The sequence below is a fragment of the Rhodanobacter umsongensis genome, assembly GCF_042654965.1.
GTDB lineage: Bacteria > Pseudomonadota > Gammaproteobacteria > Xanthomonadales > Rhodanobacteraceae > Rhodanobacter > Rhodanobacter umsongensis.
Genome location: NZ_JBHSMK010000002.1, coordinates 911,567 through 937,127, shown reverse-complemented (window position 1 = coordinate 937,127; position 25,561 = coordinate 911,567). Strand labels below are relative to the sequence as shown.

At 67.4% G+C, this 25,561-nt stretch carries 19 protein-coding genes; 15 read left to right on the top strand and 4 right to left on the bottom strand.

What is annotated here, in order from left to right; translation table 11 throughout:
• Nucleotides 1-3 precede the first annotated feature (3 nt).
• From ACFPME_RS04525 to ACFPME_RS04510, 4 genes are read right to left on the bottom strand one after another with little or no spacing between them, the layout of a single operon-like run.
• On the bottom strand, nt 4-798 hold the full coding sequence (locus tag ACFPME_RS04525; protein ID WP_377302460.1) for a CoA-transferase subunit beta: 795 nt from the start codon (nt 796-798) through the stop codon (nt 4-6).
• On the bottom strand, nt 795-1,646 hold the full coding sequence (locus ACFPME_RS04520; RefSeq protein ID WP_377302458.1) for a CoA transferase subunit A: 852 nt from the start codon (nt 1,644-1,646) through the stop codon (nt 795-797). The genes ACFPME_RS04525 and ACFPME_RS04520 overlap by 4 nt, the downstream gene beginning before the upstream one ends.
• On the bottom strand, nt 1,643-3,226 hold the full coding sequence (locus ACFPME_RS04515) for an aldehyde dehydrogenase family protein (protein ID WP_377302456.1): 1,584 nt from the start codon (nt 3,224-3,226) through the stop codon (nt 1,643-1,645). The genes ACFPME_RS04520 and ACFPME_RS04515 overlap by 4 nt, the downstream gene beginning before the upstream one ends.
• Before the next feature lie 9 nt (nt 3,227-3,235).
• A complete protein-coding gene (locus ACFPME_RS04510; protein WP_377302454.1) occupies nt 3,236-4,555 on the bottom strand; it encodes an aminotransferase family protein in 1,320 nt (439 codons plus the stop codon).
• Nucleotides 4,556-4,658: 103 nt separating this feature from the next.
• Between ACFPME_RS04510 and ACFPME_RS04505 the strand changes: the two genes are divergently transcribed.
• The 15 genes from ACFPME_RS04505 to ACFPME_RS04435 all read left to right on the top strand — a co-directional run bounded on the left by ACFPME_RS04505 (nt 4,659) and on the right by ACFPME_RS04435 (nt 25,546).
• Nucleotides 4,659-5,477 carry an IclR family transcriptional regulator domain-containing protein gene (locus ACFPME_RS04505; RefSeq protein WP_377302452.1) on the top strand — a complete coding sequence of 273 codons (819 nt, stop codon included), beginning with the start codon at nt 4,659-4,661 and terminating at the stop codon, nt 5,475-5,477.
• Complete coding sequence (pcaF, locus tag ACFPME_RS04500) at nt 5,470-6,672, top strand: 3-oxoadipyl-CoA thiolase (RefSeq protein ID WP_377302450.1); 1,203 nt, start codon at nt 5,470-5,472, stop codon at nt 6,670-6,672. Before ACFPME_RS04505 ends, pcaF begins: the two co-directional genes overlap by 8 nt.
• Nucleotides 6,669-8,066, top strand: a complete 1,398-nt coding sequence (locus ACFPME_RS04495; RefSeq protein ID WP_377302448.1) for a M20/M25/M40 family metallo-hydrolase — start codon at nt 6,669-6,671, stop codon at nt 8,064-8,066. Before pcaF ends, ACFPME_RS04495 begins: the two co-directional genes overlap by 4 nt.
• Before the next feature lie 100 nt (nt 8,067-8,166).
• Nucleotides 8,167-10,206: a tetratricopeptide repeat-containing sulfotransferase family protein gene (locus ACFPME_RS04490; RefSeq protein WP_377302446.1), complete on the top strand. Its 2,040-nt coding sequence runs from the start codon at nt 8,167-8,169 to the stop codon at nt 10,204-10,206.
• Between the two features lie 28 nt (nt 10,207-10,234).
• Entirely contained in the window at nt 10,235-12,754 is a 2,520-nt protein-coding gene (locus ACFPME_RS04485; RefSeq protein ID WP_377302444.1) for a TonB-dependent receptor, read from the top strand.
• A 262-nt stretch (nt 12,755-13,016) separates the two neighbouring features.
• On the top strand, nt 13,017-14,288 hold the full coding sequence (locus ACFPME_RS04480; protein WP_377302442.1) for an efflux RND transporter periplasmic adaptor subunit: 1,272 nt from the start codon (nt 13,017-13,019) through the stop codon (nt 14,286-14,288).
• A gap of 67 nt (nt 14,289-14,355) precedes the next feature.
• Nucleotides 14,356-15,075, top strand: coding sequence for an ABC transporter ATP-binding protein (locus ACFPME_RS04475; RefSeq protein WP_377302440.1), 720 nt, complete (start codon nt 14,356-14,358; stop codon nt 15,073-15,075).
• Between the two features lie 89 nt (nt 15,076-15,164).
• Nucleotides 15,165-16,478: an ABC transporter permease gene (locus ACFPME_RS04470; RefSeq protein ID WP_377302438.1), complete on the top strand. Its 1,314-nt coding sequence runs from the start codon at nt 15,165-15,167 to the stop codon at nt 16,476-16,478.
• Nucleotides 16,479-16,494: 16 nt separating this feature from the next.
• Nucleotides 16,495-17,727, top strand: a complete 1,233-nt coding sequence (locus ACFPME_RS04465) for an ABC transporter permease (RefSeq protein WP_377302436.1) — start codon at nt 16,495-16,497, stop codon at nt 17,725-17,727.
• A gap of 65 nt (nt 17,728-17,792) precedes the next feature.
• Nucleotides 17,793-19,118 (top strand): ABC transporter permease, encoded by a 1,326-nt coding sequence (locus ACFPME_RS04460; protein ID WP_377302434.1) that lies wholly within the window; start codon nt 17,793-17,795, stop codon nt 19,116-19,118.
• A gap of 10 nt (nt 19,119-19,128) precedes the next feature.
• Nucleotides 19,129-20,382 carry an ABC transporter permease gene (locus ACFPME_RS04455; RefSeq protein WP_377302432.1) on the top strand — a complete coding sequence of 418 codons (1,254 nt, stop codon included), beginning with the start codon at nt 19,129-19,131 and terminating at the stop codon, nt 20,380-20,382.
• Nucleotides 20,383-20,454: 72 nt separating this feature from the next.
• Complete coding sequence (locus ACFPME_RS04450) at nt 20,455-21,753, top strand: ABC transporter permease (RefSeq protein ID WP_377302430.1); 1,299 nt, start codon at nt 20,455-20,457, stop codon at nt 21,751-21,753.
• A 1-nt stretch (nt 21,754) separates the two neighbouring features.
• Nucleotides 21,755-22,978, top strand: coding sequence for an ABC transporter permease (locus ACFPME_RS04445; protein WP_377302428.1), 1,224 nt, complete (start codon nt 21,755-21,757; stop codon nt 22,976-22,978).
• Between the two features lie 26 nt (nt 22,979-23,004).
• Nucleotides 23,005-24,309: an ABC transporter permease gene (locus ACFPME_RS04440; protein WP_377302426.1), complete on the top strand. Its 1,305-nt coding sequence runs from the start codon at nt 23,005-23,007 to the stop codon at nt 24,307-24,309.
• 7 nt (nt 24,310-24,316) lie between these two features.
• Complete coding sequence (locus ACFPME_RS04435) at nt 24,317-25,546, top strand: ABC transporter permease (protein WP_377302424.1); 1,230 nt, start codon at nt 24,317-24,319, stop codon at nt 25,544-25,546.
• Nucleotides 25,547-25,561 lie beyond the last annotated feature (15 nt).

The window sequence follows — 25,561 nt, the reverse complement described above, 5'->3', positions numbered from 1 at the left end:
GGATCATCCGTTCTGAAGGGGGATGCGCACGGGGCGCGCATGCGCCTCGCGCGTGCGGGCATGCAGCGCGCGCAGGGTGTCGAGTTCGTGCGCGCTCGGCGGCGCGATGGTGTCGATGCGATCGGCCAGCTGCAGCGGCCAGCCGATCGCGGCGCGGGCCTCCTCGACGGTGGCGCCCTCGAACAGCGCCACCAGCTGCAGCTCCTCGCTTTCCGGATGCGGCGCCAGCATGCCGAAGTCGGTGATCACCGCGCGCGGGCCGCCGCCGGCGGCACCGCTGCGTGCGCGGGCGCCGTGGCCGTCGAGGTAGCCGGCGCTGCTGCGGAAGGCGAGCCGCTCGACGAAGCTGCGTTTGGACGCCCGCAGCATCACGAACACCTGCCTGGCGTGCTGGGCGATCTCCGGCGCGCCGCCGGCGCCGGGCAGGCGCGTGGACGGCCTCTCGTAGGGGCCGATCACGGTGCTGTTGAGGTTGCCGTGGCGGTCGATCTGCGCGGCGCCGAGAAAGCCGATGTCGACGCGGCCGGCCTGCAGGTAATAGCTGAAGATTTCCGGCAGCGGCACCACGCAGGCGGCGGTCTGCGCCAGCTCGCCGTCGCCGATCGACAGCGGCATCACGTCAGGGCGCGTGCCGATGGTGCCCGACTCGTAGATCAGCACGATCTGCGGCGCGTGGGTGAGCCGGGCCAGGTTGCAGGCGGCGCTGGGCAGGCCGATGCCGACGAAGCAGACGTCGCGGTTCTTCAGCAGGCGCGCCGCGGCGACGGTCATCCACTCGTCGCGGGTGCAGGCGCTCATGCGGCCTCCTGCGGCAGGCTGGCGAGAAAGGCGCGATGGTCGCCGGTGGCGAGCACGTGCCGGTGCATCCAGGCGAGAAAGCGCGAACGGTCGCGCGCGATCTCGTCCCACTGCTTGTAGAAGGCGTTGTCGCGGGCGTAGTGGCCCTGCGCGTACGAGGGGTAGGCGCCGCCGGGGCAGTGCGCCACCGCGGTGACCACCCAGTGCGGCAGCACGATGCCGTTCATCGCCGGCGGCAGCGCATCGACGATCTCCTCCACCGTGACGATCAATGTCGTGGCCGCCAGCGCCGCCTCGCGCGTCGCACCGAGGATGCCCTCGATCGCCACGTTGCCGGCGCGGTCGGCGCGCTGCGCGTGCAGGATGGTGACGTCCGGATTCAACGCAGGCACCGCCGCCAGCACCTCGCCGGTGAACGGGCAGGCCACGCGGCGGATGTTCGGGTTGTGCGCAGGCAGGTCGGTGTCCAGATAGCCGCGCAGCACGCCGAACGGCAAGCGCGCCGCGCCTGCGCAGAACGCGGCGGCCATGCCGGCGTGGCTGTGCTCGTCCAGCTCGAGGGCCCGCGGCCAGTGGTTTTCCACTGCGTCACGCAAGCGGTGCAGCGAGCCGACGCCGGGGTTGCCGCCCCAGGAGAAGGTGAGCTTGCGCGCGCAGCCCATGCCGATCAGCTGATCGTAGATCAGGTCGGGCGTCATCCGGATCAGGTGCAGTTCGCGCCGGCGCTGGCGGATGATCTCGTGCCCGGCGGCGAACGGGATCAGGTGGGTGAAGCCTTCGAGCGCGACACTCGCGCCGTCGGTGATGAAGCGCTCGATCGCGTCGGCAAGCGGCAGGATCACGCTCACTCCACCACCGTGCGCGACTGCTCGCGCAGATACTGCGCGAGGTAATAGAACGAGGCGATTGCCTTGCCGGTGGAGCCCGATCCCTTCCAGCCGCCGAACGGCTGGTAGCCGGGCCAGGCGCCGGTGGTCGCGCCCTGCGGCCGATTGGCGTAGGTCACGCCGGCCTCGATGTTGTCGTGGAACCAGGCCACTTCCTCCGCGCCGCCGAAGAATCCGGCAGTCAGGCCCATGGACGTGTCGTTGGCCAGCCGCATCGCTTGCTCGGGATCGCGGTAGCGATGCAGCATCAGGATCGGCAGGAACATCTCGTGCTGCCACAGGCGATGGGCGAGCGGTGCCTCCGCCAGCGCGGGTTCCACGTAATAACCGCGGGCGAGCGCCGGCTCCCCCGCGCTGCCTTCGCCGATCCGCGCGCCGCCGGCGAGCAGGGTGGCGCCATCGGTGCGCAGTTCGTCGATGTAGCCCTGGTAGTTGGCGTAGGCAGCCGGATTGACGACCGGCCCGAGCCAGTGCTCGCGCCGGCGCGGATCGCCGATGCGGATCGCGGCGATCTGCGCCTGCAGTTTTCCGGTCAGCGCATCGGCGACGCTTTCATGCACGTACAGCCGCGACAGCGCCGAGCACTTCTGGCCGCCCATGCCGTAGGCGGAGCGCACGATGCCGGCGGCGGCGTGGTCGAGATCGGCGTGCTCGGTGACGATGCACGGATTCTTGCCGCCCATCTCGGCGATGCACGGCCGCGGATACGCGCCGCCGGCCATCTGCTGCATCAGGTGCCGTCCGACCGGCACCGAGCCGGTAAAGGTGATGCCGGCGGTGAGCGGGTGCTGCACCAGCGCCTCGCCGATGTCGCGGCCGGAGCCGGACAGGTAGTTGAACACGCCCGGCGGCAAGCCGGCATCGCGGATGCAGTCGGCGAGCAGGCGGCCGGCCCACGGCGTGTCGCTGGCGCCCTTGAGCACGACGGTGTTGCCGGTGGCCAGCGCCGCGGCCACCGGGCCGCCGGCCAGCGCCAGCGGGAAATTGAACGGCGCGATCACCACCCACACGCCGTACGGCCGCATCACGCTGGCGTTGTGCGAGGTCACGCCCTCGATCGGATCGTCCGGCAGCACGTGCGCATAGCCGGCGTGGCTTTCGAAATCGTCGGCGTAGTGGTTAAAGAAGTCGACGGTCTCCTGCGTCTCGCCGAGCGCCTCCATGCGGTTCTTGCCGACCTCCAGCACCATCGCGGCGGCTATCTCGTAGACGCGCTCCTCAAGAAGGGTGCCGACGCGGCGCAGCAGGCGCGCCCGCTCGGCGACCGGCGTCGCGCGCCAGGCCGGGTAGGCCGCGCGCGCCGCAGCCATCGCGGCATCGACATCGGCCTGGCTGGCCAGCGCGAACTCGCCGAGCCGCAGTGTGCCGTCGAAGGGGGCGCAGCGCTCGGCGTGCTGCGCGGCATCGCGATCAGCGCCGTCGATGAACAGCCGGTGGCGCGCGCCGAGCGTGGTCTCGACCCGCGCCAGCGCTGCCTCGAAGCGTTCGTGCATCGTCTCCGGCGGGTTGTACATGGTGGCGTAGGTGAGACGGAAGCTCATCGGGAATCCTCAGCAGGCAGCAGGGAAGAAGCGCGCCAGCAGGCGGTCGAGCAGGGCCAGCGCATCGGCCAGGATGTGTCCTTCGATCACCAGCGGCGGCGCCAGCAGGATCAGGTTGCCGCGGCAGGCGAACGACACGCCTTCGGCCATCGCCGCGTCGACCAGCGCATGCAACGCGGGCGGCGTCTGCGGCCATGGCGCCAGCGGTTCGCGCGTGGCGCGGTCGGCGACCAGTTCGACCACCGCGAACAGGCCGTGGCCGCCGCGCACATCGCCGATGACGGCGTGGCGTGATTGCAGCGCCTGCAGTTCGGCATACATCCATTTGCCGAGGATGCGCGAGCGCGCGATCAGGCCGTCGTCCTCGTAGGCGCGCAGTGCGGCCAGGCCGGCTGCGCACGACAGCGGATGGCCGCAGTAGGTGAGGCCGGTGTAGAGCATTTCGTGCTGCAGCCGGGCGGCAACCTCGGCCGACAGCACCACGGCGCCGAGCGGCAGATGTGCGCCGGTCAGGCCCTTGGCCAGCGTCATCAGGTCGGGCTTGCCGGCATCGCCATGACGCTGCCAGGCGAACCACTCGCCGCAGCGGCCGAAGCCGCTCATCACTTCGTCGGCGATCAGCCAGACGCCGCGCGCGCGGGTCGCCTCGCGCAGGCCGGGCCAGTAGCTGTCCGGCGGCACGATGCCGTTGGTGCCGGCGTTGGGTTCCATCAGTACCGCGGCGACCGACGACGCGCCGTGCTGGTCGATCGTGTCCGCCACCGCCGCGGCCGCGCGCTCGCCGCAGGCTTGTGCATCCTCGCTGCCGAACGGGCAATGATAAGTATCCGGCGGCGGCACATGGAGCACGCCGAACGCTTCCGGGTCGATCTGCGAACTGGTGCGTGCATCGCCGGACAGCGCCATGCAGGCGTAGCTGGCGCCGTGGTAGGAGCGGTCGCGCGTGACGATGAGCCCGTGCGGCTTGCCGCTGGCCTGGCGCGCGAACTTCACCGCGTTTTCGTTGGCATCCGCGCCGGCGAGGGTGAAGAACACGCGGCCGCCGTCGAAACCGGCCTTCTCCAGCAGCGCTTCGGCCAGCTCCGCGCGCGGCTGCGCACCCCACGCCGAGGTGACGAAGCACAACTGTTCGGCCTGCCGGCGGATCGCCGCGACCACGCGCGGATGCTGGTGGCCGAGGTTGCTGCATTCGGCCAGGCTGCTCATGTCCAGGATGCGGCGCCCGTCCTCCAGTACGAGGTGTGCGCCGCTGCCGCCGACCACGGTCGGTGCCTGCCATGCCGACTGCACGCACCAGCTGTGCAAGACACTGTCGCGTTCGTTTGCCAAGGGTGCTCCCCAACCGATTTGTTCGATAATCGCACAACAATTCGTATTGCGAACCCATTGGAAACCTTCTACGCTCGGCCTGTCAATGGAGGTCGCTCAGCGCATGGCATCGACAGCATTCGAGGACAGTGCGGATTACGTGCAATCGCTGGCGCGCGGCCTCAAGGTGCTGCGCGCGTTCGATCGCGAGCAGCCCAGCCCGAGCCTGTCCGAGGTCGCCGAGCGCGCCGGACTGTCCCGCGCAGTGGCGCGCCGCAGCCTGCTGACCCTGCAGCACCTGGGCTATGTCGGCAGCCGCGGCCGCAGCTTCTTCCTGACCCCGCGCGTGCTCGAGCTGGGCTACAGCTACCTCACCTCGCTGGACCTGACCGAGCTGGCGCAGCAGAGCCTGGAGCAGCTGTCGCAGCGGGTGGGCGAGTCGTGCTCGATGGCGGTGCTGGACGGCAGCGACATCGTCTACGTGCTGCGCGTGCCGGTGCGCCGGGTGATGAGCGTGGCGCTGGGCGTGGGTGCGCGGCTGCCCGCGTTCGCCGCCTCGATGGGGCGGGTGATCCTGGCCGACCTGCCCGAGGCCGAGCTGGCTGCGTGGCTGCGCGGTCAGAAATTCCGCGCCTACACGCCGCAGACGATCCGCACCGCCAGCGCGCTGAAGGCCGAGCTGCAGCGGGTGCGCGAGCAGGGTTATGCGCTGACCTCGCGCGAACTGGAGCCGGGACTGTGCTCGATCGCGGTGCCGATCCGCGCCGGCGACGGCCGCGTGGTGGCCGCGCTGAACATCGGCATGCCGTACAGCGACGAAGCGCCGGCGCGCGCGGTCAAGCAGATGTTGCCGGCGCTGCACGAGGCGCAGCACGCGATCGAGCAGGCGATCCGGCGCGGTGGCTGGCTGCCGCACATGGCGATGAGGAGCGTTTATGACTAGCGCCTGGCTGGTCGATGCGACGCGTACGCCGTTCGGCCGCCTTGGCGGCGCGCTGGCCGGCGTGCGCGCCGACGATCTGGCCGCGCTGCCGATCGCGGCGCTGATGGCGCGTCATCCCGCATTGGACTGGGCCGCGCTGGACGAGGTGATCCTCGGCTGCGCCAACCAGGCCGGCGAGGACAACCGCAACGTGGCGCGCATGGCGACGCTGCTGGCCGGCTTGCCCGAAAGTATTCCCGCGGTCACCGTGAATCGTTTGTGCGCATCCGGCCTCGAAGCGATCGGCCAGGCCGCGCGCGCGATCGCCTGCGGCGAGGCCGAGCTGGTCGTCGCCGGCGGCGTCGAGAGCATGTCGCGCGCGCCCTACGTGATGGCCAAGGCCGACGTTGCCTACGCCCGCGGGCAGCAGCTCGAGGACACCACGCTGGGCTGGCGCCTGGTCAATCCGCGCATGCAGGCCGGCTACGGCATCGACTCGATGACGCAGACCGCCGAGAACCTCGCACGCGAGCACGGCATCGACCGCGACAGCCAGGACGCCTATGCCCTGCGCAGCCAGCAGCGCACCGCGCACGCGCAGGCACAGGGCTGGCTGGCGGAGGAAATCACCGCCGTGCATGCGCCGCACGGGAAGGAGTCGCTCGTCGTGCAGGTCGACGAGCATCCGCGCGCCGACACCACGGCGGCGAAGCTGGCCGCGCTCAAGCCGCTGCTCGGTGCAGGCACCAGCATCACCGCCGGCAATGCGTCGGGTCTCAACGACGGCGCCGCCGCCGTGCTGCTGGCCTCCGATGCGGCGCTGGCGCGATACGGCCTGCAGCCGCTGGCGCGCATCGTCGGCATGGCCGCGGCCGGCGTCGCGCCGCGGGTGATGGGCATCGGCCCGGTGCCGGCGATCCGCAAGCTGCTCGCGCGCACCGGCCTCGGCCTGGCCGACTTCGAGCGCATCGAGATCAACGAGGCGTTCGCCGCGCAGGTGCTCGCCTGCACGCGCACGCTCGGCCTGCCCGACGATGCCGAACACGTCAACGCCAACGGCGGCGCGATCGCGCTCGGCCATCCGCTCGGCGCCAGCGGCGCGCGCCTGGCGCTGACCGCGGCGTTCGCGCTGCGTCGCCACCGCCAGCGCCGCGCGCTGGTCAGCCTGTGCGTCGGCGTCGGCCAGGGGCTGGCCCTGGCACTGGAGCGTCCATGAATCGAAACCTCGTCCTGTCTGCCCTCATCGCCACGGCGGCGCTGCTGCCGCCGGCCGGTCGCGCCGCCGATAGCGCGCCGCAGGCCGACCGCGCGCTGGGCCGCGAACTGCTCGCCGAACTGATCGCCGTCGACACCACCTCCGAACACGGCAGCACCACGCTCGCGGCGGAAAAGCTCGCCCGGCGCTTCCTCGACGCCGGCTTCGCGCCGGCGGACGTGCAGGTGGTCGGCGACGATCCGCGCCGGCGCAACCTGGTGGTGCGCCTGCGCGGCCGCGGCGAACGCGAGCCGATCCTGCTGCTCGCGCACCTCGACGTGGTGGAGGCGCGGCGCGCGGACTGGCACGTCGATCCGTTCGCGCTGACCGAGCGCGACGGCTACTTCTACGGTCGCGGCACCATGGACATCAAGGGCGCGGGCGCCGGCCTGGTCCACACGCTGCTGCGGCTGCACCGCGAAGGCTTCGCGCCGGAGGGCGACTGCATCCTCGCGCTCACCGCCGGCGAGGAAGACGGCGTCGCCAACGGCGTGCAGTGGTTGCTCGCGCATCGGCCCGAGCTGATCCGTTCCGCCTATTCGATCAACGTCGACGGCGGCGGACCGGAGATCCGCGGCGGCAAGCCGGCGGTGCTGTCGGTGGAAACCGCGGAAAAAATCTTCCTGAGCTACACCCTCACCGTGCACAACCCCGGCGGGCACAGCTCCCTGCCGACCGCCGACAACGCGATCTATCGACTCGCGAAGGGGCTGGACCGGCTGGCGTCGTTGCAGTTTCCGCTGCGCGCCAACGCGGCCACGCGGGGTTATTACGCGACGCTGGCGAAGGATTACTCGGGCGCGCTCGCCGCCGACATGCGCGCGGTCGCCCGCGAGCCGTCCGATCCGGCCGCGATGGCGCGGCTGGCGGCGTCTTCCGCCTACAACAACGCGCAGTTGCGCACGACCTGCGTGCCGACGCTGCTACAGGGCGGGCACGCCGAGAACGCCTTGCCGCAGATCGCACGGGCCACGATCAACTGCCGCCTGCTGCCGGACGAGGATCCGGGCCGCGTGGATGCGGCGCTGCGCCAGGCCGTGGCCGACTCCGGCGCCGAGATCGCCCGCGTCGCGCCGCCGCAGCCCAGCCCGCCCAGTCCGGTGGACGAAGCGCTGTTCTCGCGGATCGCCAAGGTGGCGCAAGAGCTGTGGGGACCGATTCCGGTGACGCCCTACATGTCCGCCGGCGCTTCCGACAGCGTGTTCCTGCGCGCGGCGGGGATGCCGTCCTATGTGTTCAACGGAATCGCCTACGACGTCGACGACGATCGTTCGCACGGCCAGGACGAACGCATCCTGGTCGATGCCTACTACCGTTCGCTGGAATTTGACTATAGATTGCTAAAGAATCTTTAAGGAGCTGCTGTCTCCTCATGCAACACGCCGCATTCCCCTTCCCGCACTGTCCGCCCACCGCCGTGGGCCGAGCCGCCGTGCCGCCACCGACGTGCCGGCCATGACGAACGCGACCGCCATCGGCACGCTGGAGCAGGCGCTGGTCCATGCGGAGCGCCTGCTGCAGAGCGACCCGGCCCTGGCCGGCGAACAGGCGGCGGAGATCCTCAAGGTGGCCACGAACCACCCCGCCGCGCTGCGGTTGCTGGCGGCGGCGCGGATCGGGCAGGGCGATACGCAAGGCGCGCTCGAGATCCTCGATCCGCTGGCCCGGAGCCAACCGAACTGGGCGGTCGCCCATCTCGACCTCGGCCTGGCGCTGGGCCATGACGGGCGCGGCCAGCAGGCGATCGACGCGCTGCGCCGCGCGGTGGCGCTGAAGCCCGACCTGCCGCAGGCATGGCGCGCGCTCGGCGACCACCTCATGGCCGCCGGCGAGCAGGAGGCCGCCGACGCCGCCTACGCCAACCACGTGCGCCATTCCACCAGCGACCCGCAGTTGCTGGCCGCCGCCGTCGCGCTGGTCGAGAACCGCATTCCCGAGGCCGAGGCGCTGCTGCGCGAACACCTGAAGCAGGCGCCGACCGACGTGGCGGCGATCCGCATGTTCGCCGAGGTCGCCGCCCGGCTGGGTCGCAACGAGGAAGCCCTGCACCTGCTCGAGCGTTGCCTGGAGCTGGCGCCCGGTTTCGATGCCGCGCGCCAGAACTACGCCCAGGTCCTGCATCGCAGCAACCGGCCGGAGCAGGCGCTGGCGCAGATCGATCGCCTGCTGGCGGCGGCGCCGACCCATCCCGGCTACCGCAATCTCAAGGCGGTGGTGCTGTGCCGGGTCGGCGACTACGAGCCGGCCATCGCCATCTACGCCGACCTGCTGGAAAAGTACCCGGACAATCCGAAGGTGTGGATGAGCTACGGCCACGCGCTCAAGACCGCCGGCCATGCCGGACGTGCAATTGCCGCCTACCGCCGCAGCCTGGAGCTGGAGCCGTCCTTCGGCGAAGTCTGGTGGAGCCTGGCCAACCTCAAGACTTTCCGCTTCGGCGCCGACGACCTCGCCGCGATGCGCCGGCAGCTGGCGCGCACCGACCTGGGCGACGAGGACCGGCTGCACCTGGAGTTCGCCGTCGGCAAGGCACTGGAGGACGCCGCCGACTACGAGTCTTCCTTCCGGCATTACGCGCAGGGCAACGCGATCCGCCGCACGCAGCTGCACTACAGCGCCGATGAGACCAGCGCGCGCGTGCGGCACATCCGCCAGCGCTACACCCGCGAATTCTTCGCCGCGCGCGCGGGCTGCGGCAGCCCGGCGCGCGACCCGATCTTCGTGGTCGGCCTGCCGCGTTCCGGTTCCACCCTGATCGAGCAGATCCTGGCCAGCCACAGCCAGGTCGAAGGCACCATGGAGCTGCCCGAGGTCACCTCGATCACGCGCGTGCTGCGCGAGCAGGCGGGCGCCGGCGGCGACATGCCCTACCACGAGGCGCTGGCGGCGCTGGACGCCACCGCGCTGCGCGATCTGGGCGAGCGCTACCTCGCCAACACCCGCATCCAGCGCAAGACCGTGGCGCCGTTGTTCATCGACAAGATGCCGAACAACTTCATGCACATCGGGCTGATCCACCTGATGCTGCCGAACGCGACCATCATCGATGCGCGACGGCACCCGCTGGCCTGCTGCTTCTCGGGCTTCAAGCAGCACTTCGCGCGCGGGCAGGGCTTCAGCTACAGCCTTGATGACCTGGGTCGCTACTACCGCGACTATGTCGCGCTGATGGCGCATTTCGACGCGGTGCTGCCTGGTCGCATCCACCGCGTCATCTACGAACGCATGGTCGAGGACACCGAAGGGGAGGTTCGGCGCCTGCTCGACCATTGCGGCCTGCCGTTCGAGGAATCGTGCCTGCGGTTCTTCCAGAACGAACGGCCCGTACGCACCGCGAGTTCGGAACAGGTGCGCCAGCCGATCTACCGCGGGGGCGTGGATCACTGGCAGAACTACGCACCATGGCTGGTGCCTTTGGAATCGACACTGGGGCAGGTGCTGCAGCGATACCCCGACGTGCCGGGATTTGAATCCGATGTGGCAGTTTCCGATTGATCGTCATCAACATTAGAGAGGGGATCCAATGCACAGGACTAGGGGTACAGCACAAACACGGCGGACGAGATTGAACCGCCTGCCGCTCGCCGCGGCGATCTGCTTCGCCATGAGCTCGGCGGCCTTCGCGCAGGACACCGGCCAGACCCAGGCGCCGACCGGGACGCCGGCCACGGAGCACAAGGTCGCGACGCTGAGCGCGGTGACCGTCACCGCCCAGAAACGCACCGAAAACCTGCAGAAGGTGCCGATCAGCATCCAGGTGCTGGGCACGGAAAAAATCGAGCAGCTCCACATAGCCAACTTCGATGACTATGTGAAGTACCTGCCCAGCGTGTCCTACCAGAGCGCCGGCCCCGGCTTCTCCGAGATCTACATGCGCGGCGTGGCCAGCGGCGGCGACGGCAACCATTCCGCTTCGCGGCCGAGCGTTGGCGTGTATCTGGACGAGCAGCCGGTCACCACGGTCACCGGTCCGCTCGATATCCACATGTACGACATCGCCCGCGTCGAAGCCCTGGTCGGGCCGCAGGGCACGCTTTACGGCGCCAGTGCCGAATCCGGGGCGTTGCGCATCATCACCAACAAGCCCGATGCCAGCGGTTTTGGCGCCAGCTACAGTGTCGGCATCGACTCGGTTGCCAACGGCGGCATCGGGCACGTGGCCGAGGGGATGGTCAATATCCCGATCTCCAAAACTGCGGCGATCCGCCTGGTCGGCTGGCATGAACACGATGCCGGCTATATCGACAACAAGGAAGGCACGCGCACCTACCCGAGTTCCGGCATCACCGTCAGCAACGCCAGGAACTGCACATCGACGAGCCTGCTGGTCTGCATGCCCGCGGCCAAGAAGAACTACAACACCAACGACATCGACGGCGCGCGCGCGGCGCTGAAGGTCGATCTCAACGACGACTGGTCGATCGACGGTACGGTGATGGGGCAAAACACGGTGGCCAACGGCAACATCGCCACCGATCCGGCGATCGGGGATCTGGCCGTTACCCACTTTTATCCGGAGCGCACTTCCGACCGCTGGTGGCAGGCGGCGCTGACGGTGCAGGGCAAGATCGGCAATTTCGACCTGACCTATGCCTACGCGCATCTGAAGCGGAACCAAGTGGAGCACAACGACTACAGCGACTATTCGTTCTGGTACGACCAGCTTCCCTATTCGTACGGCACCTACATCTACGACAACAACGGCGCACTGATCAATCCGTCCCAGTACATCATTGGCAAAGACAAGTACGCCATGAACAGCCACGAATTGCGCCTGGCCTCGCCGAAGGAAGATCGCCTGCGCGTGGTGGGCGGCCTGTTCTGGGAAAAGTCGGTGCACGACATCGAACAGCGCTACATGATCAACGGTCTGGCCGATTCCCTTTCGGTGACCGGCTGGCCGAGCACTCTCTGGCTGACCGAGCAGGTTCGCACTGATCGCGATGAGGCCGTGTTCGGCGAACTGTCCTACGACATCATCCCCGACACGCTCACGGCCACGGTTGGCGGGCGCTACTTCCGTGCCGACAACAGCCTGGGCGGCTTCTACGGCTTCAGCTCGGGCTACTCGCCCAGTTCCAGCTACGGCGAGGCGGGCTGCATTTCGCCACAGCCGTATCGCGGCGCCCCCTGCCTGGACTTCGACAAGAACGTGAAGGAGACCGGCTCGCTCGGCAAGGCCAATCTGACCTGGAACATCACGCCGACCAAGATGATCTACCTCACCCGATCCGAAGGCTATCGCCCCGGCGGCATCAACCGTCGCGGCTCGCTGCCGCCGTACAAGTCGGATTACCTGACCAGCTACGAGTTCGGCTGGAAAACCACCTGGTTCGCCAACCGGCTGTCGCTCAACGGCTCGGTGTTCCAGCAGGACTGGAAGGATTTCCAGTTCGGCATCCTGGGCGCCAACGGCCTGACCGAGATCAAGAACGCCAATCAGGCGCGCATCAGGGGCCTCGAGGCGGAGTTGAACTGGGCCGCCACCTACAACCTGGAAATCAGTGGCGGCGTGGCCTTCTACGATGCCAAGCTGGCCGCCAACTATTGCGGGTTCACCGACCCCAGCGGCAAGCCGATCACCGATTGTCCGGCCGGCACGGTCAACCCGCTCACGGGCGATACCGTCAGTGGGCCGGAAGCGCCCAAGGGCGCCCAGCTGCCGGTGACGCCGAAGTTCAAGGGCAACCTCATCGCCCGCTACACCTTCGATCTTGGTGAAGACGAGCTGTTCATCCAGGGTGCGCTGGTGCATGTGGGCGAACGCAGGTCTGACCTGCGCACGTTCGAGAACAGCCTGGACGGCAATCTCGCCGCCTACACCACGATGGATCTCTCCGCGGGCTTTCACAGAAACAGCTGGTCGGTGGACGTCTACATCAACAACGTGTTCGACAAGCGCGGGCAGCTCTACAAGTACGCCGAATGTGCGGAGGCGACCTGCGCCGCCCACGGCGTGGTGCCGCAATACCCCAACGGACAGGTCTACACCGTCACCAACCAGCCGCGCACCATCGGCTTACGCTTCAAGCAGGAGTTCTAGGCAGGCAAGCTGCGCGTCCGCACGGAACGGAAATTCCCGAAAGGCCCCGGTGCGAACCGGGGCCTTTCGGCTTCCTGCGGGGCGGCAGCTGACCGCGGCGTGTTCGTCCGGCTGTCCGTGTGGTGTCCGCGGACACTGCGCCGAGGGCGTCTGTGCGCATCAAACCGTTGCAAGACAATCGGTTGCCGCGCAGTTACCCAGTGGCACGTGGATTGCAAAGACTGCCATGCAACCGCGCTGTACGCGGTCAGGAACGGCACAGATGATTCGCGACACTTCCGCACAAGACCGCCTGGTCGAAGTCAAACCCAACCGCAAGCGCCAGCTGCTCCTGCTCGGTGCCGGCGTCCTCGTCCTTGGGCTGCTGGCCTGGCTGGCACCGGGTATCGGACGATTGTTTTCAGCATCGGCATCGGTCAGCAGTTCGCGGCTGGCGTTCGCCACCGTCGAGCGCGGCCTGTTCGTCAACGACATTGCCGCCGAAGGCAAGGTCGTCGCCGCGGTCAGCCCCACCTTGTACGCCACCTCCGGCGGCGCGGTGACGTTGCAGGTGCATGCCGGCGACACGGTGAAGATAGGGCAGGTGCTGGCCACCATCGTGAGCCCCGAACTCACCAACAAACTGGCGCAGGAGCAGAGCAACGCCGACGCGATGGAAGTGGATTACCAGCGCGCGCAGATCGACGCGCGCAAAAAGCGCGGCGAGCTGCAGAAGGCGTTCGACAACGCCAAGATCGACCTGCAGGCCGCCGAGCGCGACCTCGACCGCAACCAGAAGGCGTTCGCCAAGGGCGCCGTGCCGAACATGGACGTGGACCGCTCCAAGGACACCCTGCAAAAGGCGAAGATCACGCTGCAGCATGCGCAGGCGGACCTGGGCATGGACAACGCCAGCCTCAATTTCGACATCCAGTCGAAGAAGCTCGCACATGAGCGCCAGCTGCTGCTGGTGAAGGACCTGCAGCGGCAGGTCGACGACCTCAACGTGAAGTCGCCGGTGGACGGCCAGGTCGGCCAGCTGTTCATCGCCGAACGCGCCACCGTTGCCAAGGACGCGCAACTGCTCAGCGTGATCGACCTGTCGGCCCTGCAGGTGGAGATGCAGGTGCCGGAAAGCTTCGCTCGCTCGCTCGGCATCGGCATGACCGGCGAGATCAGCGGCAACGGCCACGTGTGGAAAGGCCTGGTCAGCGCGATCTCTCCCGAAGTGGTCAATGGACAGGTGGCCGCGCGGCTGCGCTTCGACGGCGAGACGCCGAAGCAGCTTCGCCAGAACCAGCGCCTGTCGGTGCGCGTGCTGCTGGACAAGCGCGACAACGTGCTCACCGTGCAGCGCGGCTCGTTCGTCGACGAATCCGGTGGCAGCTACGCCTACCTGGTGCGCGACGGCATCGCCACCAAGACCCCGATCCGCGTCGGCACTTCCAGCATCGACAAGGTGGAGATCCTCGACGGCCTCAAGGAAGGCGACCGCATCGTGATCTCCGGTACCGACAGCTTCAAGGGCGCGGCGACCGTCGCGATCAGCAACTGAGCTTCGTTGCCCTGCGCGCAGGGCAACGAGTCACAACAACAGACATCACCACCACCGAGGAACAACCATGCTCAAGATGACCCACCTGTCCAAGGTCTACCGCACCGAAGTGGTGGAGACCTATGCCCTGCGCGATTTCAACATCGACGTGAAGGAGGGCGAGTTCGTCGCCGTCACCGGTCCGTCCGGCTCCGGCAAGACCACCTTCCTGACCATCGCCGGCCTGCTGGAAACCTTCTCGGGCGGCGAGTACCACCTGGACGGCATCGAGGTCAGCAACCTCAACGACAACGCCCGTTCGAAGATCCGCAACGAGAAGATCGGCTTCATCTTCCAGGCGTTCAACCTGATCCCCGACCTCAACGTGTTCGACAACATCGAGGTGCCGCTGCGCTACCGCGGCATGAAGGCGGCCGAGCGCAAGCAGCGCATCATGGATTCGCTGGAGCGCGTCGGCCTGGCCTCGCGCGCCAAGCACTATCCGGCCGAACTGTCCGGCGGTCAGCAGCAGCGCGTGGCGATCGCCCGCGCACTGGCCGGCTCGCCGCGCCTGCTGCTGGCGGATGAGCCCACCGGCAACCTGGATACGCAGATGGCGCGCAGCGTGCTGGAGCTGCTCGAAGACATCCATCGCGAGGGCGCCACCATCGTGATGGTCACGCATGACCCCGAGCTCGCCGCGCGCGCACAGCGCAACGTGCACATCATCGACGGCCAGGTGGTGGACCTGTCGGAGGATCCGCGCTTCCACACCATGCACGCGGAACACGCCGGCACGATCGCCTGAGCCCGGCGCCGCGAGGCGTCCCACGGAAATAACGCCCCTCGGCACCACCCGGGGGGCACCGCAATCATCCCCGGAGAGTCATCGCCGCAATGTTCGCCTACTACTTCCAGCTTGGTCTGCGCAGCCTGCGCCGCAATCCGGCGCTGACCGCGTTGATGGTGATGGCGATCGGTTTCGGCGTGGCGGCATCGATGATCACCTGGTCGGTGTTCCGCGCGGTGTCGGGTGACCCGATTCCCGGCAAATCCTCGCAGCTGTATACGGTGCTGGTCGACAACCGCGGCCCGCAATACAACGACGAGGGTGAGCCGCCGGAGGCGCTCACCTATACCGACGCCACCGCGCTGGTCGCGGCCCACAAGGCCGCGCATCAGACGCTGCTCTTCGCCGTGGCGCCATCGGTGCTGCCGGAAGGCAACCAGAGCATTCCCTTCATCGCCGACGGCTACGCCACCAACGCGGATTTCTTCGGCATGTTCGACGTGCCGTTCGAATACGGCGGACCCTGGCACGCAAGCGACGACGACGGGCGCGCCGCGGTGGCCGTGATCAGCCACGAGCTCAACCAGCAGCTTTTCAACGGCGCCGACAGCGTGGGCCGCGAGATCACCATGGATCGGCACACGTACCGCGTCGTCGGTGTGACGGCGCACTGGGATCCGCAGCCGCGCTATTACGACGTGTTCAGCGGCAACCAGTTCGGCGATCCGGTGCAGCTGTACCTGCCATTCACCCGTGCGGTCGACGTGGCGATGGACACCTCCGGACGCAACAACTGCGGCAGCAATGTGGATTTCGGCACCGGCCGCGATGCCTGGCTGCACGGCGAATGCGTGTGGGTGCCGGTATGGGTGGAGCTCGCCGATCAGGCCGCGGCGACAAGCTATCGGGAGTTCCTCACCCACTATGCCGCCGAGCAGCAGCGTGCCGGCCGCTTTCACTGGGCACCGAACGTACGCCTGCGCGACGTCAACAACTGGCTCGATTACATGCATGTCGTGCCGCCGGAAAGCCGCATCTCGCTGATGGTCGCGCTGGGCTTCTTCATCATCTGCCTGGTCAACACCATCGGGTTGCTGCTGGCCAAGTTCATGCGCCGCGCGGCGGAGATCGGCGTGCGTCGCGCACTCGGCGCGCCACGAGGCGAGATCTATCGCCAGTTCCTGATCGAGGCGGCCACGGTGGGCCTGGCCGGCGGCGTGCTCGGCCTGCTGCTGACGGCGCTGGGCATGTTCGGCGTGGGCTTGCTGTTCGAACCGCAGATCGCGCGGCTTGCCCATCTCGACTTTTCGCTGGTCGCGATGACCTTGCTGGTGGCGGTCGTGGCCACCGTACTGGCGGCTTTCTATCCCACCTGGCGCGCCGCGAAAGTGCAGCCGGCGTGGCAGCTGAAATCCAACTGAGAGGATGGGGAACATCATGCAGATCAAACCCATTCTCGCCGCCATGCGGCACCACAAGGCCGGCACCGTGCTCATTGCGTTGCAGATCGCGCTGACCCTGGCGATTGTCTGCAATGCGCTGTTCATCATCCAGCAGCGCATGGCGCGGATGGCGCGGCCCAGCGGCGTGGATGAAACCAACCTGTTCGTGATACGCAGCGATTGGGCCGACAAATCCGATCCGCAGCGCATCGACGTGCAGATGCAGGCCGACCTGATCGCCTTGCGCCAGCTCGGCAGCGTGCAGGATGCCGCGCCGACCAACAGCTTCCCCCTGCACGGTACCGGCTGGGACAACTTCATCAAGCTGCAGCCCGACCAGGTCAAGATGACGACCGACTCGGCGATCTATTTCTCCGATGACCACACCTTGGCGACGCTGGGCACGCACCTGATCGCCGGGCGCAATTTCACCGCGAGCGAAGTCGGCGCCCAGCAACCTCGCGACGCGATGCACTCTGCGCAGGTGATCATCAGCAAGGACCTGGCGCATCGGCTGTATCCCGATGGCTCGGCGCTGGGCAAGACCATCTATGTATCGATGGGGAACAAGCCGTCCACCGTCATCGGCATCACCGACACCTTGCAGGCGCACATGACCGGCAGCTGGGCCGGTCCCTACGCATACAACGCCGTGCTGGTGCCGGCGCGGCTGTTGAACGACTACACGTACTACGTGGTTCGCGCGCGGCCCGGCCAGCTTGCCGCCGCGATGCGCGATGCGCCGAAGGCCCTGTACGCGCAGAGCCGCATGCGCATCATCGACCGCAAGGACGGCGTGATGACTTTCGCCCAGGTACGCGAGCGCGCCTACGAGCGTGACGTGGGCATGGCGATCCTGATGGGCATCATCAGCGTGGTGCTGCTGGCGATCACGGCCGCCGGCATCGTGGGCCTGACCAGCTTCTGGGTCGGCCAGCGGCGCAAGCAGATCGGTGTGCGCCGTGCCCTGGGCGCCACGCGGGGCGACATCCTCAACTATTTCCTCACCGAGAACCTGCTGATCGGCATCGGTGGCGTGCTGATGGGTGCGGTGCTGGCGGTCGGCATCAACCTGTGGATGGTGACGCAGTTCGAAATGGCGCGGTTGTCGCTGGCCTATGTCGTGGTAGGCGTGATTGCGTTGCTGTTGCTTGGCCAGGGCGCGGTGCTGGCGCCGGCGTTGCGTGCTTCGCAGGTCTCGCCGGTAGAGGCGACGCGATCGGTGTGAATGCATGAAACCCTCTTCCCGACATCCGTTGGGGAGAAGGTGCCCGAAACCCCACGGAGAACGACATGTTCAGCTATTACCTCGAGTTGGCCTTCCGCAGCCTCAGGCGCAGCCCCGGTCTCACCGCGCTGATGGTGCTGGCGATCGGCTTCGGCGTGGCCGCGTCGATGACCACCTGGTCGGTGTTTCGCGCGGTATCGGGCGACCCGATCCCGTGGAAGTCGTCGCAACTGTTCGTGCCGCAGATCGACATGTGGGGACCGAAAGGCCGTGGCCCCAACAGTACCGACAATGAGCCGCCGGATGCGATGGATTACACCGACGCGATGGCGTTGATGCGTGCGCATCGCGGCAAGCTGCAGTCGGCGATGTACCAGATCTCGCCTTCGGTGGTGCCGGCCGATGCCAGCAAGCATCCGATCAACGTGAGCGGACACGCGGTGTACAGCGAATTCTTTCCGATGCTCGATGTGCCGTTTCTGTACGGCGGCGGCTGGAATGCGGATGCCGACACACAGCGCGCCGCAGTTGCCGTGATCAGCAGCAAGCTCAACGAGAAACTGTTCGGTGGCGAAAACAGCGTGGGCCGCACGGTCAACATCGAGGGCAAGGATTACCGCGTGGTCGGCGTACTCAACAACTGGAACCCGCAGCCGCGCTTCTACGACGTGGTCAATACCGGTGGCTTTTCCACCGGCGTGGAGGACGTGTTCATTCCGTTCGAGCGTGCCATCGCGATGGGCATTCCCAACGATGGCAATACGAACTGCAGCGAAATCCCCGCGGAGTCGGGTTTCGTGGGCCTGCAGCATTCCAGCTGCATCTGGATCGCCTACATGGTCCAGCTCGATGACGCCGCCGCGGTCAGCGCCTATCGCTCCTGGCTGGATGGATACGCGAAGGATCAGCAGAACGCCGGGCGCTTCGGCTGGGCTCCGAACAACCGATTGCGCGACGTGCCGGCGTTCCTCGATCACGAGCAGGTGGTGCCCAGCGACACCAAGGTTTCGCTGCTGGTGGCGCTTGGCCTGCTGATCGTCTGCCTGGTCAATACCGCCGGGCTGCTGCTGGCGAAGTTCCTGCGCCGCAGCAGCGAGATCGGCGTGCGCCGTGCGCTGGGCGCACCCCGCATGGCGATCTATGCGCAGTTCCTCACCGAGGCCGGCATGATCGGACTGGCCGGCGGTGCGCTGGGCCTGCTGCTCACCGGCGTGGGCGTGGCCAGCGTGAGCTGGGTGCTGCCCAAGGACATCGCCTCGCTGGCGCGGCTGGATGTCTCGCTGCTCGCGCTCACCCTGCTGGTCGCCGTGGTCGCGACCACGCTGGCGGGGCTCTATCCCACCTTCCGTGCCTCGCGCGTGCAGCCCGCGTGGCAGCTCAAGTCGAACTGAGGATCATCCCATGACTCTGCATCCCATGATCTCGGCATTGCGCAGGCACAAGGCGGGCGTGGTGCTGATCGCACTGCAGATCGCGCTGACCCTCGCGATCGTCTGCAACGCGGTGTTCATCATTGGCCAACGCATCGAGCGGGTGCACCGCCCGACCGGCCTGGACGAAAACAATCTGTTCCTGGTCAGCCAGCAATGGGTGGGCGCACCCAATGGCGACGATCCGGACAGCGTGGAGAAACTCGACAGCATGCAGCAGGCCGATCTTGCTGCGCTGCGCAGCCTGCCGGACGTTGCCTCGGTAGCGCCGATCAACTCGCTGCCGCTGCTCAACTCCTCGTGGAACGGCTCGGTGGCGCTGCAGCCGGGCAAGGAGCTGCGCCAAGGCAACGCACGCACGACGTACTACTTCACCGACGACCAGGCGCTGGCCACCCTGGGATTGCGCCTGGTGGCAGGCCGGGCATTCACGGCGGCCGACGTGCAGCATCAGGGCATGCGCGACAAGCGCGAGCCATCCATCGTGATCATGACCAAGGCGCTTGCCGACAAGCTGTTTCCGAAGGGCGACGCGTTGGGCAAGGCCATCTATCTCAACGGCGACCCCGCGCCGACCACCATCATCGGCTTGGTGGAGCGCATGCAGGTGCCGGCAGTGGGTAGCTGGACCAGCAGCTTCGTGTGGAACGCGACACTGGCGCCGACTCGCCTGAACGCGAACTTCGCGCGCTATGCCATTCGTGCCAAGCCGGGCCGGCTGCAAGCGGCGATGCAGGCGGTGACGCCAGCGCTGTACAAGACCAATCCGCTGCGCGTGCTCGACGACGACAGCGTCAAGTCGTTCGCCGACATTCGCGCCGAGGCTTACCGCGCCGATGTCGGCATGGCCATCCTGATGGGCGTGGTATGCCTGATCCTGCTGGCGGTCACCGCCGCCGGCATCGTCGGCCTCACCAGTTTCTGGGTCGGCCAGCGGCACCGGCAGATCGGCGTGCGGCGTGCGCTGGGAGCTCGCAAGGTCGACATCCTGCATTACTTCCAGATCGAGAACCTGGCGATTGCCAGTGTCGGCGCGGTGATCGGCCTGCTGCTCGCGATCGGCCTCAACCTGCTGCTGATGCACCACTTCGAGATGGATCGCCTGCCGGCGGCGTATGTGCTGGTCGGCATCGTGGTGGTGCTGGCGCTGGGGCAGGGTGCGGTATTCGTGCCGGCGCGGCGTGCGTCCAACGTGCCGCCGGTGGTGGCGACGCGGGCAGTGTGAATACGTGAAAGCTTGAAAGCCGCCCCCTCCCCGGCGCCGCCGGGGAGAGACCGTAGTTCATGGAGCGAGACGATGTTCAGCTACTACCTGGATCTGGCTCTGCGCAGCTTCAGACGCAACAAGGCGCTCACCGTGCTGATGGTGGTGGCGATCGCGCTGGGCATCGGCGCCAGCATGACCACGTTGACCGTGCTGCACGTGCTGTCCGGTGATCCGCTGCCGGAAAAGAGCAGCAAGCTGTTCTATCCGCAACTGGATCCGCAGGACATGGATGGCTACAAGCCGCGGGACGATCCGCCGGCGCAGGTCGGCTGGGTCGACGGCATGGCGCTGCTGCATGCCAAGCGCGGCCGCTACCAGGCGCTGATGACCGGCGGCGCGGTGCCGATCCAGCCTGCGCAGTCCTCCATCGATCCGTTCTTCGAGGACGCGCGCTACACCTCCGCCGATTTCTTCCCGATGTTCGAGGTGCCGTTCCTCTACGGACATGGCTGGAACGCGGCCGACGACGAAGCCAGCGCGCGCGTGGCCGTGCTTACGCGCGAACTCAACGACAAGCTGTTCGGCGGCAAGGACAGTACCGGGCAGACCTTGCGCATGGACGACGTGGCGTTCCGCGTCGTCGGCGTGCTGGACAGCTGGCGGCCGACGCCGCACTTCTACGATCTCAACACGGGCAGTTACTCCTCCGACGAGGGTGTGTTCGTGCCGCTGACCACGGCGGTGGATCTGAAGTTCGCCCGCAACGGCTCGACCGATTGCTGGGGCAAGGGCTCGCGCGACAACATGAAGACCGCCACCTGCACCTGGCTGCAATTGTGGGTGCAGCTGGATACGCCGGCGGCTGCCGCTGCGTACCGTGAGTTCCTGCTCAACTATTCCAGGGACCAGAAGGCGCTGGGCCGTTTCCAGCGCCCGCCCAATGTGCGCCTGCCCGACCTGATGGGCTGGCTGGATTTCAACAAGGTGGTGCCCAGCGATGTGCATCTGCAGGTATGGCTGGCGTTCGGCTTCCTGCTGGTGTGCCTGGTCAATACGGTCGGGCTGATGCTGGCCAAGTTTTTGCGCCGCTCGGGCGAACTCGGCGTGCGCCGCGCACTGGGCGCTTCGCGCCGCTCGCTGTTTGCGCAGCTGCTGGTCGAAGCCGCGGCGGTCGGCCTGGCCGGCGGTGCCGGCGGCCTGCTGCTGGCGGTGCTCGGCCTGTGGCTGGTGCGCAGGCAACCTTCGGACTATGCCGCGCTGGCGCATCTGGACTTGCCGATGTTGCTGGCGACGTTCGTGTTTGCCGTCGTGGCCAGCTTGCTGGCGGGCCTGCTGCCGGCCTGGCGCGCCTGCCTGATTCCGCCTGCGCTGCAATTGAAGAGCAACTGACATGGATATCCGCCCCATTCTTTCCACGTTGCGCCGGCACAAGATCACCGCGCTGCTGCTGGTGCTGGAAATCGCGCTGACCTGCGCCATCGTCTGCAACGCCGTGTTCCTGATCAGCCAGCGCCTGCAGCGCACCGAGATGGTCAGTGGCGTGGTCGAGCACGAGCTGGTGCAGCTCCAGGTGGCCAACATCGGCAAGCCCGCCGATGCCAAGGCGCGCGCGCAGGAAGACCTCGCGCTGCTGCGACGGATCCCCGGGGTGACCGCGGCGGCGCTGGTCAACCAGGTGCCGTTCACCAACAGCTCGTCCAATACCAGCATCAAGCTCGATCCGACGCAGAAGCTGCCCACCCTCAACGCCACCATGTACATGGGCGAAGGCCTGATCAAGACCTACGGCGTGCAGCTGGTCGCGGGACGCGATTTCAATGCCGACGAGTACATGGACTACGACGACATGCGCGCCGATCCCAACCTGCAGAGCAAGGTGGGTTCGGTGGTGATCACGCAGGCGATGGCGGAACGGCTGTGGCCCGGGGGCAGCGCGCTGGGCAAGAGCATCTATCTCGGCGACACCTCGGTGCGCGTGATCGGCGTGATGCAGGCGCTGATCCGGCCATCGCTGTTCATGGGTGACGACACGGCGCAGTGGACGATGGTCTTCCCGCTGCGGCTGAGCGCTGCCAGCGCATCCCGATACGTGTTGCGCACGGCGCCCGGACAGCGCGAGAGCGTGCTCGAGGGCGCGGCCAATGTGCTGCGCAAGGCCGACCCGCACCGCATCATCCTCGGGAAGAAGACACTCGACGACATCCGCAGCGATTTCTTCCAGAACGACCGCGCCATGGCCGGGATCCTGGTCGGGGTCATCATCGCGCTGCTGGTCGTGACGGCGCTGGGCATCGTCGGCCTGGCCAGCTTCTGGGTGGCGCAGCGGCGCCGCCAGATCGGCGTGCGCCGCGCACTGGGCGCGACCCGGCGCAACATCCTCAACTACTTCCAGACCGAGAACTTCCTGCTCGCCACCATCGGTATCGCGCTGGGCATGGTGCTGGCCTACGGCGTCAACCTGTTCCTCATGCTGCACTACGAATTGCCCAGACTTCCAGCCGTCTATTTCCCGGTCGGCGCAATCGTGTTGTGGCTGATCGGGCAGCTGGCGGTGCTAGGCCCGGCGCTGCGCGCCGCGGCCGTGCCACCGGTGGTGGCGACGAGGTCGGTGTGATGCAACCCTTGATTGGAGCGTGACGGATGCTTGCCTATTACCTCGACCTGGCCCTGCGCAGTCTTCGGCGCAACAAGGTGCTCACCACGCTGATGGTGTTGGCGCTGGCGCTGGGCATCGGCGCCACGATCACCACGCTGACCGTGTTGCGGCTGCTCTCCGGCGATCCGCTGCCGCAGAAGAGCGCGCAGCTCTTCTACCCGCAGATCGATCCGAATACGAAGGACGGCTATATCGCCGGGCAGGCCAAACCGGCGCCGACGATGACCTATGTCGATGCGATGAACCTGCTGCGGGCGCACCGCGCCACGCACCAGGCGGCGATGGCGCTGAGCCAGGCGAAGATCCTGCCGCAACAGGGCGGCAAGCACCCGTTCTTCAGCGACACGGTGATGACCACGGCGGATTTCTTTGCGATGTTCGATGCGCCGTTCCAGTACGGCGGTGGCTGGACGGCCGCGAACGACGACAACGGTGCGCAACTGGTGGTGATCGCCGGATTCCTCAACGACAAGCTGTTCGGCGGCGCCGACAGCGTGGGCAGGACCATTCGCCTGAACGACCGCGACTTCCGCATCGTGGGCGTGCTGAAACCGTGGGCGCCGCAGCCGCGCTTCTATGCGCAGAATCTTGGCGGCCGCAGTTACGGCGACGGCGACGCCGCATTCCTGCCGCTGAAGACGGCGCGCGCGATCGAGATGGGTCCGCAGGACACCGAATGCTACGCGTCCGTCACCGACATCAAGCACCTGGAAACGGCGCCGTGCATGTGGCTCGGTGTGTGGGTGGAACTGGCCGATGACGCCGCCGTGTCGAGCTACAAGTCCTTCCTGTCCAGCTACGTGCAGCAGCAGATCGCGCAGGGCCGCTTGCAGCGGCCGGAGACGGCACTGCTCGATCTGATGGGATGGCTGCGCGACCAGCAGGTGGTGCCTGACGACGTGCGCCTGCAGGCCGGGCTGGCGTTCGGTTTCCTGCTGATCTGCGTGGTCAATACGGTCGGCCTGCTGCTGGCCAAATGTCTGCGGCGCTCGCAGGAAATCGGCGTGCGTCGTGCGCTGGGTGCCACCCGGCGCGAAATATTCACCCAGTTCATGATCGAGGCGGCCATCGTCGGCATGGCCGGCGGCGTACTGGGTCTGCTGTTCGCCGAGCTGGGATTGCTGGGCATCCGTCACCAGCCCGCGGAATATGCCAGCCTCGCGCACCTCGATCTGGGCATGTTCTCTTTCACCTTCGTCGTCGCCCTGGGCGCCAGCTTGATCGCCGGCATCCTGCCGGCCTGGCGCGCCTGCGTGCTGGCGCCGGCCCCGCAACTGAAAGCTGCCTGAGGTGGCCATGGAAATCCGTCCGATCTTCGCCAGCCTGCGCAAGCACCGCATTCCCGCCTGCCTGATCGTGCTGGAGATCGCGCTGGCCTGCGCGGTGCTGTGCAACGCCGTGTTCATGATCAGCCAGCGCGTGTCCGACATCCATCTGGGCAATGCGATCGACGAGCAGGGCATCGCCACGGTGGTCCTTCGCGGCACCGACGACAAGCTGGCCGGCAGCGACATTCCGCGCAACCTCGCCGCGCTGCGCGGCATCGCCGGCGTGCAGGCGGTGGCGGCGACCAGCACGCTGCCGCTCAGCCACAACAACTGGGGCTGGAGCTTCGGCCTCGACCCCGACGTCACCGTCAGCGGCCAGAAGAGCCACAACGTCTCGCTGTACTTCGTCGGCGAAGGCGCCGACCAGGCGCTGGGGCTGCGCCTGCTGCAGGGGCGTTTCTTCAACGGCGACGACTACGCCGGCAGCAAGTTCGACACGGCACCCCTGCCGGAAACCCATGTGGTCGTCATCACCCAAAGCCTGGCCAAAAAGCTGTGGCCGGGACAGTCGGCGCTGGGCAAGAAGCTGTATTCGATGCCGCACTACTACATGGTGATCGGCGTGGTGGCCGACGTGCTGCGCCCGGGATTTGGCAACCAGGCCGGGCCCTACATCTACGACAGCACGTATTACCCGCTCAGTGCCGGCGGGTCCAAGGGCGTGCTGGCCTACTACGTGATCCGCAGTGCGCCGCAGGACCGCGAGCGCATCATGCGCGAGGCCGAGCAGAAGCTGGCCGACCTCAACCCCGGCGCGGTTGCCGAGGCCCAGACATACAGCGATATCCGCGAGAAGTACTTCGCCGACATGAGCAGCATGGCCTGGATGCTGGTGCTGGTGTGCGTGGTGATGTTGGCGGTGACGGCCTTCGGCATCGTCGGCCTGACCAGCTTCTGGGTCGGCCAGCGGCGCCGGCAGATCGGCATCCGCCGTGCGGTGGGCGCCACGCGCGGACACATCATGCAGTACTTCCAGACCGAGAACCTGCTGCTGACCACGGCCGGCGTGGTCCTCGGCATGGCGCTGGCCTTCGGTATCAATCTCTACCTGATGCAGCACTACGAAATGTCGCGCATGCCCTGGTACTACCTGCCGGGCGGTGCGCTGGCGCTGTGGCTGCTGGGCCAGGCGTCGGTCTTCGGGCCGGCGCAGAAGGCGGCTTCCGTGCCACCGGTGGTGGCGACGAGGTCGGTGTGACGCAAATCGTTATTG